At 73.8% G+C, this 9,847-nt stretch carries 11 protein-coding genes; 4 read left to right on the forward strand and 7 right to left on the reverse strand.

Features of this window, described 5'->3' with window-relative positions; all coding sequences use genetic code 11:
- Both VGI02_RS02570 and VGI02_RS02575 read right to left on the reverse strand, forming a co-directional pair.
- On the reverse strand, positions 1-1,599 hold a 1,599-nt coding region (locus tag VGI02_RS02570; RefSeq protein ID WP_331625682.1), incomplete at its 3' end, for a phosphatidylglycerol lysyltransferase domain-containing protein.
- 42 nt (positions 1,600-1,641) lie between these two features.
- Positions 1,642-2,379, reverse strand: a complete 738-nt coding sequence (locus VGI02_RS02575) for a dienelactone hydrolase family protein (RefSeq protein WP_331625683.1) — start codon at positions 2,377-2,379, stop codon at positions 1,642-1,644.
- 88 nt (positions 2,380-2,467) lie between these two features.
- Here VGI02_RS02575 and hisC point away from each other — a divergent pair, with 88 nt between their 5' ends.
- A complete protein-coding gene (gene hisC, locus VGI02_RS02580) occupies positions 2,468-3,526 on the forward strand; it encodes a histidinol-phosphate transaminase (RefSeq protein ID WP_331625684.1) in 1,059 nt (352 codons plus the stop codon).
- Here hisC and VGI02_RS02585 read toward each other — a convergent pair.
- Positions 3,418-4,674: an acyltransferase family protein gene (locus tag VGI02_RS02585; protein WP_331625685.1), complete on the reverse strand. Its 1,257-nt coding sequence runs from the start codon at positions 4,672-4,674 to the stop codon at positions 3,418-3,420. The two genes, hisC and VGI02_RS02585, sit on opposite strands and share 109 nt — an antisense overlap.
- Positions 4,675-4,839: 165 nt before the next feature.
- On the opposite strand from VGI02_RS02585, the gene VGI02_RS02590 reads away from it, so the two are divergent.
- Positions 4,840-5,526 carry a DUF1990 family protein gene (locus VGI02_RS02590; RefSeq protein ID WP_331625686.1) on the forward strand — a complete coding sequence of 229 codons (687 nt, stop codon included), beginning with the start codon at positions 4,840-4,842 and terminating at the stop codon, positions 5,524-5,526.
- Positions 5,527-5,587: 61 nt separating this feature from the next.
- Positions 5,588-6,799, forward strand: a complete 1,212-nt coding sequence (locus tag VGI02_RS02595; RefSeq protein ID WP_331625687.1) for a low temperature requirement protein A — start codon at positions 5,588-5,590, stop codon at positions 6,797-6,799.
- 15 nt (positions 6,800-6,814) lie between these two features.
- On the opposite strand, the gene VGI02_RS02600 is transcribed toward VGI02_RS02595, so the two are convergent.
- Together VGI02_RS02600 and VGI02_RS02605 are read right to left on the reverse strand one after the other, a co-directional pair.
- On the reverse strand, positions 6,815-7,381 hold the full coding sequence (locus VGI02_RS02600) for a TIGR03086 family metal-binding protein (RefSeq protein ID WP_331625689.1): 567 nt from the start codon (positions 7,379-7,381) through the stop codon (positions 6,815-6,817).
- A gap of 42 nt (positions 7,382-7,423) precedes the next feature.
- On the reverse strand, positions 7,424-8,200 hold the full coding sequence (locus VGI02_RS02605) for a DUF998 domain-containing protein (protein ID WP_331625690.1): 777 nt from the start codon (positions 8,198-8,200) through the stop codon (positions 7,424-7,426).
- A gap of 61 nt (positions 8,201-8,261) precedes the next feature.
- On the opposite strand from VGI02_RS02605, the gene VGI02_RS02610 reads away from it, so the two are divergent.
- Positions 8,262-8,975 carry a TetR/AcrR family transcriptional regulator gene (locus tag VGI02_RS02610; RefSeq protein WP_331625691.1) on the forward strand — a complete coding sequence of 238 codons (714 nt, stop codon included), beginning with the start codon at positions 8,262-8,264 and terminating at the stop codon, positions 8,973-8,975.
- Between the two features lie 69 nt (positions 8,976-9,044).
- Here VGI02_RS02610 and VGI02_RS02615 read toward each other — a convergent pair whose 3' ends face one another.
- A complete protein-coding gene (locus VGI02_RS02615) occupies positions 9,045-9,221 on the reverse strand; it encodes a YegP family protein (RefSeq protein WP_331625692.1) in 177 nt (58 codons plus the stop codon).
- 114 nt (positions 9,222-9,335) lie between these two features.
- The gene (locus VGI02_RS02620) at positions 9,336-9,497 is read right to left on the reverse strand and encodes a hypothetical protein (protein WP_331625693.1); all 162 of its coding nucleotides are present in this window, start codon (positions 9,495-9,497) and stop codon (positions 9,336-9,338) included.
- Positions 9,498-9,847 lie beyond the last annotated feature (350 nt).

Here is a 9,847-nt window from a genome sequence, read left to right on the forward strand (position 1 = left end):
GTTGAACCGGTAGAGGGTCTCGATCTGCCACCACCGCGAGGCGATCCGCAGCAGGCGTGCCCAGAGCCGCGCCACCGGACCGGCGCCGATGCGCTCGCCCCGTTCCAGTGCGGAGCGGAACACCGCGAAGTTCAGCGACACCCGGGCCACGTCGAGGCCTCGGCATGCCCCGAGCAGGTCGGTGATCAGCAGCTCGTTCAGCCCGTTCTCGGTGACCGCGGGGTCGCGGATCATGAGGTCGAGCGAGAGCCCCTCGGTGCCCCACGGCACGAACTGCAGGAGGCCCTTCGGGACCTCGTCCTCCGTGGCCACGACGACGACCGCCTCCGGGTCGGCCTCGGCGTCGGCGGCGCGGGAGAGCGCCATGGAGAACCCGCGCTCGTCGGGCCCGCCACGCCAGCGTTCCACGCACGCCCGCAGCGTCGCGAGCTCGTCCTCTCCCACGTCGCGCAGCCGCCGGACCGAGGTCTCGTACCCGGCGCGCTTGATGCGCGAGACAGCCTGCCGCACGGTGCGCATCGCGCGGCCCTGCAGTGAGAACGTGGCCACGTCGACGATGGCCTCGTCGCCGAGCTCGAGCGCGTCGAGTCCGGCCTCCCGGGACCAGACGCGGGCGCCGGTCTCGGAGCACCCGAGCACGGCGGGCACCCACCCGTGGCGCCGGCACACCGCCACGAACTCCTCGATCGCCCCCGGCCACGCCTCGACGTCGCCGAGCGGGTCGCCGGACGCCAGGGCGACGCCCGCCACGATCCGGTAGGCCACCGCGGCCTTCCCCGACGACGAGAACACCACCGACTTGTCGCGGCGCAGCGCGAAGTAGCCCAGCGAGTCCGCGGCCCCGTGGCGCTCGAGCAGCCCGCGGATGCCGGTGACGTCGTCGGGCGAGAGCTGGGGGCGTGGCTCGGCCGATCGCAGCAGGAAGTACCCGCCGAGCACGAGCGCCCCGACGCCGAAGCTGAGCCCGACGGCGGCCGTCAGGTCGTCGTACCAGCCGAGCCGGAACTCGACGGGGCCCTCGACCCCGATCAGCGAGAGCGCCGCGTGCGAGAGCTTCTCCCCGATCGAAGGCCGACCGACCAGGAACGTCGGCCGCACGAGGACCAGCATCGCCGTCACGATGACCAGCCCGGCCGCCAGCAGCTGGAGCACCAGGCGGAGCGCGGCGAACCGGCCCACGGGGTCGGGCACGGCGTCGAACTCGCGGCGGGTGAGCAGCAGGCCGATCAGGAGGACGGCGGCCACCACGAGCGGCGGGATCGGGTGGCGTCCGAGGGCGTGCGACGCGATGATCACCGCGCACATCAGGACCGCGAGCTGCCAGGCCCGCCGCTTGCGCCGCCGCAGGCCCGTGGCCAGGAGCATCAGCCCGACACCCGCCGTCGCGAGGATGACGGTGCCCACGAGCGACGCCTCGACCGGCAGCCCGTACCAGGTCGCGGGCTCCAGCCGCCGTCGCGCCGCGGGAGCGAAGATCGAGACGATCGTGAGCAGGCCGACCAGACGCGCCGCCCAGACGACCATCCGCGCGATGCGTGCGCGTCGACGCCGCTCCTGCCGGAGCGCACCCTCCTCGGGCCGGTCCTGAGTCGTCGTCACACCCACGTCCTCCGGCTGGGCTGACGCGCCCCGCGGGGCGCGTCAGCGCAAGTGCGCGTCGAACCAGTTGAGCACGCGGTTGCGTGCCTCCGTGCGGGTCCCCTCGCCGCCCTGCTCCTCGAGCGGGTCGGGCTGTACCGGGGCGGCCTCGTCGGCGTCGAACCGGTGCTCGGCCGCGGGGAAGACCACGACGTCGACGACGGCACCGGACGCGTGAGCGGCCTCGCGGAGCCGGTCGACGTCGGAGGGGTCGATCGGGTCCCCGGTCTCGCCGTAGAGCCCGAGCCAGGGGCAGGTCAGTTCGCCGACGACGTCGAGCAGGGCGGGCAGCCCGTCGGCGAGCGGCGTCGCCACGCCGGCCGCGGCGACCGTCACGGCCGCCCCGAGCGCGCGCTGGGAGGCGACCACGAGCGCCGCCGTCGCGCCGAGGTCGAAGCCCAGGACGCCCATGCGGTCCGACGGCACCCCGTGGTCGGCGAGCCAGCCGAACGAGGCGTCCGAGTCGGCGAGGACCGAGGCGCCGGAGACCCGGGCGGCACCCTCCGACACCGAGTCGGCGTCGTCGTACCGGGCCGCTCCTTCGCGGTGGAACAGGTGCGGGGCGACCGCGAGCCAGCCCTCGCCCGCCAGGCCCTCCACGATGCGCTCGGTGCGCTCGGTGACCCCGCGCGCGGAGTGCAGCACGACGATCCCGCCCCGCACCGCCGCCTCGGGCTCGCCGACGGTCACCGCGAGCTCGGTGTCGTCGACGAGCGGGATCGTCTCCGTCCGGGTCGTCATGGTCACCAGCCTTCCACGTCGGGTCCCGCAGGTCGGGAACCGGCCGGACGAACAACGGCCACCGTGACCTGCGGATTACCGTGGTGGGGTGACCGCACCGACGCCGCTCCGCCCCGATCTGTCCTCGCTGCCCGCCTACGTCGCGGGCCGCACCGTCGCGGGGGCGGTCAAGCTGGCGAGCAACGAGGTCGCGCTCCCCCCGCACCCGACGGTGCAGGCGGCGGTCGCCGAGGCGGTGGCCGCGGGCAACCGGTACCCGGACATCACCGTCTCCGCGCTGATCCGCCGCCTCGCCGAGCACCACGGCGTCGCGGCGGAGCGGGTCGCGGTCGGCTGCGGGTCGGTGGCGCTGTGCCAGCAGCTGGTGTCGTCAGTGTGCTCGCCGGGCGACGAGGTGGTGTTCGCCTGGCGCTCGTTCGAGGCCTACCCGATCGTGACGCTGATCGGCCACGCGACCGCCGTGTCGGTGCCGCTCACCCCGGGCCACGTCCACGACCTGGACGCGATGGCCGACGCGATCACCGATCGCACCCGGGTGGTGTTCGTCTGCAACCCGAACAACCCGTCCGGCACGGCGGTCCGCCGCGCGGACCTGGAGGCGTTCCTCGCCCGCGTCCCGGACCACGTGCTCGTGGTGCTCGACGAGGCCTACCGCGAGTTCGTCTCCGACCCCGAGGTTCCCGACGGGCTCACGCTGCTCGACGCCCACCCGCACGTCGTCGTGCTGCGCACGTTCTCCAAGGCGCACCGCCTCGCCGGCCTGCGGGTCGGGTACGCGATCGGCCCGGCCGACCTCGCGTCCGCGCTCAAGAGCGTCTCGGTGCCGTTCTCGGTGTCCTCGCCCGCGCAGGCGGCGGCGATGGCCGCGCTCGACGTCCTCGACGAGCTGCTGGCCGACGCGCGCGGTGCGGTCGCCGAGCTCGGGCGGATGGCGGCGGCGCTGCGCGGGATGGGCTACGAGGTGCCCGACTCGCAGGCGAACTTCCTGTGGCTGCCGCTGCGCGAACGCACCCAGGCCTTCTCGGAGCACGCGCTGGATCACAAGGTGGTCGTGCGCGCGTTCTCCCCGGACGGGGTGCGGATCTCGGCCGGGCTGCCCGACGAGAACGACCTGCTGCTCGACGCCGCGTCGTCGTTCCCCGGCTGACGGGTCGACCTGCCCCGGGGCCACCGGGTGAGCAGCCGGTGCGCCGGCGCCTCGACGAGGCGGGTGAGCAGCCAGCCGAGGAGGATCGCGAGCAGGAGCACCCCGCCGATCCGGCTCCAGCCGGTGATCCCGAGCCGGTCCTGCGCGAGCCACGCGAAGAAGTAGCCGATCTGCTGGTTGCCCAGGTACACGCCGTAGGAGATCCCGGCGAGCCATCCGATGATCCGCGGGAGCGGCCCCACCCGCAGGAAGTTCCAGTCCGGGCCGAGCGTCGCCGCGGCGACGAGCAGGACGGCCAGGGCCAGGACGATCGCCGAGTCCACGTCCGGGGTGATGATCGCCTCGGCGAGCACGCCGGCCGCGGTGAGCGCGGCGAGGTGGGTGAGGGAGATGCGGCGGGTGCTGGCCAGCCACATCGCGAGCCCGATCGCGAAGAGCTGCCAGCGCCACATGACGAACCCGTCGGACAGCGTCGCCAGCCAGCCGGTGGCGCACTCGGCGAGCAGCACCGGCGCGACGACCCCCGCCCAGGCCAGCACCGGGAGGGCCGCCGGGTGGCGCCACAGGTCGCGCCCGAGCACGCCGACGGCCAGCGCCGCGAGCGTGAACACCCCGATCTGCAGCGGCAGCGTCCAGTACGAGTGGTCCATGTAGGTCACGGCGGGGTCGAAGCTCTGGACGAGCAGCAGGTTCCCGACGAGGTCCCGCACGCCCGGGCGCCAGTACCCGAAGTCCGCCGCGACGAGGGTCGCGCCGTAGGTGATCACGACCGCGACGAGGTAGGCGGGGACCAGGCGGGCGATCCGCTGCCACCACCACCGGCCGGGCCGCCGCTTCGCGATCGTCACGCAGACGAAGTACGCGGAGATGACCATGAGCGTGTTCGCGCCCGCCTCGACGCTCCAGGTGAACGGCGGTGCAACCAGCCACGGCATGACGCCCTGGGCGGTGAACGTGGCGTGCTGGACGACGACGCTGACCACCGCGAGGACGCGGATCACGTCCCAGCTCAGGCGTCGCTCGCCGGACGCGGCCGGGCGCAGCAGCCGACCCGACGGGGCGGCGGGTGAGGCGGAGTGCGGAGCGGCGGGGGAGGAGGTCGGCGATGCTGCGTCGGCCGACCGCGGGCGCTCCTCGATCACGGTCATCGGCGCCGGACGCTACGGAGGACGGCTGAGGGGGCGCTGAGAGCTGTGTACGACGCGGGTGAGCAGTCGGCGGCGGTCGGTCGGCGGAGTCCGGGGCACGGCGGGCGGGCGAATGGCGGGGCTGCGACGATGCGGCGCGATCATCGGCCTGCTGGAGGGAGTGCGATGCGGACCTGGCGGCTCTCCCCGGTCTCCGACCCGGCGGCCGGCCTCGCCGAGATCGCGGGCCTCGCGCTCAACTACGACCCGGAGACCTCCGGCGGGCGCGGCTGGCACCACGACCGGCTCCGGCACACCCTCGCCGTCGAGGACCCGGGGGACCCCGAGCCGGGCGGGCCGTGGGAGATCGCCTGCGGGCTGGTCCGCGACTACGAGTTCTCCGACCGCCACATCATGTCCGCGATCTTCCACTCGCGGGCGCCGCTGGTCGGGCGGGACATGCTCCTCGAGGGACGCTTCCTCGTGCTGCGCCTGCCCATGGGCGTGCGGGTCGACGCCGAGATCGACGAGACCCGCGAGCGCGCCGACGGCGCGCGGGAGCGGGTCTGGGGCTGGAGCTACCGGACCCTGGAGCACCACCTGGAGCGCGGCCGCCTGGTCTACGAGGTGGTCAAGAACACCACGACGGGCCGGGTGGAGTTCGTCATCACCGGCGTCTCCTCCCGCGCCGCGATCACCAACCCGGTGCTGGCGGTGGGGTTCTCGGTGTTCGGGCGGGTCACCCAGCGCCGCTTCTACCGCGCGGCCGCCGCGTGCCTGGCCGACCGCGTCCGGGCCGTGCTCGAGGGCGGCGACCGGCCGGTGCCCGACCCCGTGGGGCCCGACGACGTGGTCCGGGCCCCCTCGCGCTGAGACTCCGACATCCGGCACGTTCCCGTCGCTCCGCCCGCCCGGAACCGGGAGGATCACTGGCGTGACCAGCCCGCGCACCCAGTGGTACCGCCCGATGACGGCCCGGGACCCGCACGAGGAGCACCGCACGGCGTCGCCGCTGGAGCTCCTGTTCGACCTCACGTTCGTCGTGGCCATCTCCAGCGCCGCGGCCGAGCTGCACCATGCGATCAGCGAGGCCCACATCGCCGCCGGCGTGTTCGGCTACCTCGTCGTGTTCTTCGCGATCTGGTGGGCCTGGATGAACTTCACCTGGTTCGCCTCGGCGTACGACTGCGACGACGCGCTCTATCGCGTGCTCACCGTGCTCCAGATGGCCGGCGTCCTCGTGCTCGCGGTCGGGGTGCCCGCCGCGTTCGAGCGCTTCGACATCGGCACCGTCGTGCTGGGCTACACGATCATGCGGGTCGCCATGATCACGCTCTGGTTGCGCGCCGCCCACGGCGATCCGGCGCGCGCCCCGGTGACCCGTACCTACGCCGCCGGGCTCACCGTCATCCAGCTGCTCTGGATCGGGCTCGTGTTCGTCCCGGTGCCGTGGGGGGTCATCGGGTTCGTCGTGCTGGTCGCCCTGGAGGTCTCGCTCTCGCCGTTCGCGGAGTCCCGCGAGGTCGACGCCGAGAAGGGCACGCCCTGGCACCCCGAGCACATCGCCGAGCGCTACGGGCTGCTGACCCTCATCGTGCTCGGCGAGGTGATCCTCGGGATCACCGGCGCCTTCGGGCCTGCGCTCTCGGAGCGCGGGTTCTCGATCTCCCTGCTGCTCCTCGGGGTCGGGGGGCTGCTCGTCGTCGTCGGGCTCTGGTGGATCTACTTCCTGGCCGGTGACGACGAGGGCCTGAGGTCGGCGCGGGTCGCGTTCCTGTGGGGCTACGGGCACTACGTGGTGTTCGGCGGCATCGCCGCGGTGGGCGCGGGCCTCGAGGTGGCGGTGGACGCCGAGGAGCATGTCTCGCACGTCTCGGCGACGACCGCCGCGTTCTCGGTGGCGATCCCGATGGCGCTGGTGCTGATCGTGCTGACGGCGCTGCGGCGCCTGACCTGGGCGCCCGGCTCGCTCGCGGTCGGCTACGTCGCGTTCGCCGTCGTCGGGGTGCTGGTGTGCGCCGCTGTCGCGGGAGTCGTCGGCATCGGGGTGTCGGTGGTGCTCATGGGACTGGTGCTCACGGCGATGCTCAGCGGCTACCTGCTCCTGCTGCGGCGTCGGGCGGCCGTCTCGACCTCGGGGGCGTAGCGGGCCGGGCGCGCCTCAGCGACGGGGGTCGGTGCGCCCGAGCAGGCCCGCGAGCCGGTCGATCGCCGGCGCCGTCGCGTCGACGGGCACGGCGGGTGCGAACGGCAGCCGGGTGCGGTCGGCGGTCGCGAACATCGACTCGGTGAACGCGATCCCGGCCTGCGCGAGGTCCTCGGGGAACGCGGCCGGGTCCTGGCCGGAGGCCACCGCCACGTCCCATCCGTGCACCAGGGCCTCGACCGTCCGGAGTCCCAGGGCGACCGGCACGGGCACGGTCCCGAACGGCACGGTGACGGTGCCCGAGAGTGCCCCCGGGGCAGCGAACGCGGTGACCGCGCGTGCCGAGGAGTCCCGGAAGCGGCCGGCGAGGGAGTCGTCGTCGGTGGTCCCGGCGAGGGCGGGGTCGAGGGCGGCGGCCACGCCGTGGTTGCCGGTGATCACGTGCTCGACGACGTCGGCGACCGTCCAGCCCCCACACGGTGAGGGCGCGTCGTGACGGTCCTCGGGGACGCCGTCCACGATCGTCGTCGCGGCCCCCAGCGCGCGCTCGAGATCGGCCACCGGACCCGGCGTCGTCGTCACGGAGGACATCGTGGCGTCCGGCCGGGCGACGCGCCAGCGTCCTCAGCCCGCGGGCGTGAGCAATGGCGTGCGGCGGTAGAGGTCGAGCGAGACGACCGCGAGCCACGTCCACGCCAGGATCACCGCGACCCAGAACCCGAGCACGACCGCCGGGTTCGCCGACCCACTGGCGACACCGAGGAAGGCCACCAGGAAGAGCACCCCCGTGATCCGGGAGAACCAGGCCGTGCGGGACTGCCGGAGCGCGGCGTAGTGGCGGGCAAGCACGAGCGCGCCGGCGATCAGGCCCAGGAAGCCGATGCCCCCCGCCACGAGGTGGCCGACGCCGCCGACGGTGAGGGTGGTCGGAGGCCCGTCGGGGGTTCCGGCCGGGAATCCGTTCATCGGGTCCGCCACGAACACGCCCGCGGCGACGAGCCCGGCGCCGTAGAGGCCGACGAGGCGGGGACCCCACACCGTGCCGGGGCCTCCCCCGAGCACCCGCAACGCCCGTGACATGCCGACCGCCGCGGCCACCGTCATGAGGCCGGACACCACGAAGTTCGCGATCTGGATCCAGCCCAGCGGCCCGTTCGCGAGCAGGCTCAGGTCGTGACGGGCCGGGGCGAAGCCGTCGCGCGTGAAGGCCTGGGTCAGGCCCACGACGACGTAGACGGGTCCCGCGACGAGGCCGTAGCCGAGCAGGGAGCGGGTGATCGCCGCGGTGCGGTCGGCGTCGCCCCGGCCCACCAGGGGGCTCCCGGACGGGCCGGTCGCCACGGCGCCGGGCGCGGTGGACCGGGCGGTACCACGCTGACTGGACTCATCGGTACCGTTCATGGACCGTAGAGTACTAGGTTGGGTACTCTATGGTCCAGATTCGCGAGCGGAGGACGGTGCGATGGCGGGGTCCGCGGCGCTTCCCCCGCCGTCCGACGACGGGCTGCTGCTGCGGATCAGCCCGCACCCGCGGGGTCGCGACGACGGCCCGGCCCGGCGCGACACCGGCGGACGACGGGCGGCGATCGCCCGGGCGGCGACGGATCTGTTCCTGCGGCAGGGCTACCAGGCGACGAGCACCGAGCAGATCGCGTCAGCGGCCGCGGTGTCCAAGCAGACCGTCTACAACCAGTTCGGCGACAAGCAGCGCCTGTTCGAGGAGATCGTCCTCGGCGTGACCGCCACCGCCGAGGCCTTCGCGGCCGACCTGCCGGACACGATGCACGGGGTCTCGGGGCCCACCGAGCTGGACGCGGCGCTGCGGGCCCTCGCCCGGCGCTATCTCGCGGTCGTCATGACCCCGCAGGTCCTGGCGCTGCGCCGCTTGGTGATCAGTGAGGCCACCCGGTACCCGGAGCTCGCGGCGGCCTACTACGAACGAGGGCCCGCGCGGGTGCTCGCGGCGCTCGGCGTGCTGTTCGCCGGGCTGGACACCCGGCGCCTGCTGCGCGTCGACGACCCCGGACGGGCCGCGGCGGACTTCGCGTTCCTGCTGCTCGGGCGAGCCTTGGACGAAGGGATGTTCCGACCCCGGGCGCTCCCGACGGCGGAGATCGACGCGACCGTCGACCACGCGGTGGACGTCGTCCTCGCCACCTATCGCCGGAGAGCCTGACCGTCCCCTGACCGGCCCCGGCGGCCGGCGACCGGATCGACCGGTCGCCGGCTCACCGACGTGGGAGGTCTAGACCTCCACGACCTGGGCGCCGTCCGCGGCCTTCTGGACCGACTCGCAGCCCTTCTGGGCGGCCGACTTGCTCTCGTACGCCTCGCCCTGCGCGACGATCTCGCCGTTCCCGGCCTTGAGGCGGAACCGGTACTTCCCGGACCTGTCCTCGTACACCTCGAACTTGCCGGCCATCTCAGTCTCCCGCTCGTCGTCTGTCGGCGATGGTGAAAGGCCCAACGCTAGCGCGATCGGACGCATTCACTAGGCCGATTACCCCAGGGAGACCAGGGGCAATCGGCGTGGGGGCTATCGCCGCAGCGAGGAGCGCTTGACCGCGCCGAACCCGACGGTGACGAGGAACAGCACGATCCCGATCACCGCGAGCCAGAACAGGCCTTTCACGACGAAGCCGAGGATCGCGAGCAGGAGCCAGATGACCAGTGCGGCGACGATGATGAGAGCGAGCATGGCGCCCCGTTCCGGCGGGGAGGGCTGTTCCTCCCGGGCGAGTACCAGCGTGGCACTCGACCGGCGCCATGGCGACGACTCGTCGGGCCCGGCGTCGTCGAGGGGTGCCGTGACGGCCGACGAGCTCCGACGGCCGACGAGCTCCGACGGCCGACGCTCAGTGCTCGAGCCACCTACCCTGGACGGGTACGGCCATCCCGGGGAGGGCCCATGCCCGACGACAGCAGCAGCGGCGACGACCAGACGCCACCGGCGGAGAGCGAGCTCGGCGCCGCCGTGGACGAGGCGCTGGCCGACGAGGTCAAGCGCCAGAAGGCGCGGTTCCTGCAACGGATGATGGGCCTCGACCG

It is taken from the genome of Actinomycetospora sp., assembly GCF_036497245.1.
GTDB lineage: Bacteria > Actinomycetota > Actinomycetes > Mycobacteriales > Pseudonocardiaceae > Actinomycetospora.

Excerpts from the sequence above, each read along its gene's own strand:
- VGI02_RS02605 (WP_331625690.1), bottom strand. The coding sequence starts at position 8,200 with ATGAACGGTACCGATGAGTCCAGTCAGCGTGGTACCGCCCGGTCCACC.
- VGI02_RS02615 (WP_331625692.1), bottom strand. The coding sequence starts at position 9,221 with ATGGCCGGCAAGTTCGAGGTGTACGAGGACAGGTCCGGGAAGTACCGG.
- VGI02_RS02610 (WP_331625691.1), top strand. The coding sequence starts at position 8,262 with ATGGCGGGGTCCGCGGCGCTTCCCCCGCCGTCCGACGACGGGCTGCTG.
- VGI02_RS02585 (WP_331625685.1), bottom strand. The coding sequence starts at position 4,674 with ATGACCGTGATCGAGGAGCGCCCGCGGTCGGCCGACGCAGCATCGCCG.
- VGI02_RS02590 (WP_331625686.1), top strand. The coding sequence starts at position 4,840 with ATGCGGACCTGGCGGCTCTCCCCGGTCTCCGACCCGGCGGCCGGCCTC.
- VGI02_RS02575 (WP_331625683.1), bottom strand. The coding sequence starts at position 2,379 with ATGACGACCCGGACGGAGACGATCCCGCTCGTCGACGACACCGAGCTC.
- VGI02_RS02620 (WP_331625693.1), bottom strand. The coding sequence starts at position 9,497 with ATGCTCGCTCTCATCATCGTCGCCGCACTGGTCATCTGGCTCCTGCTC.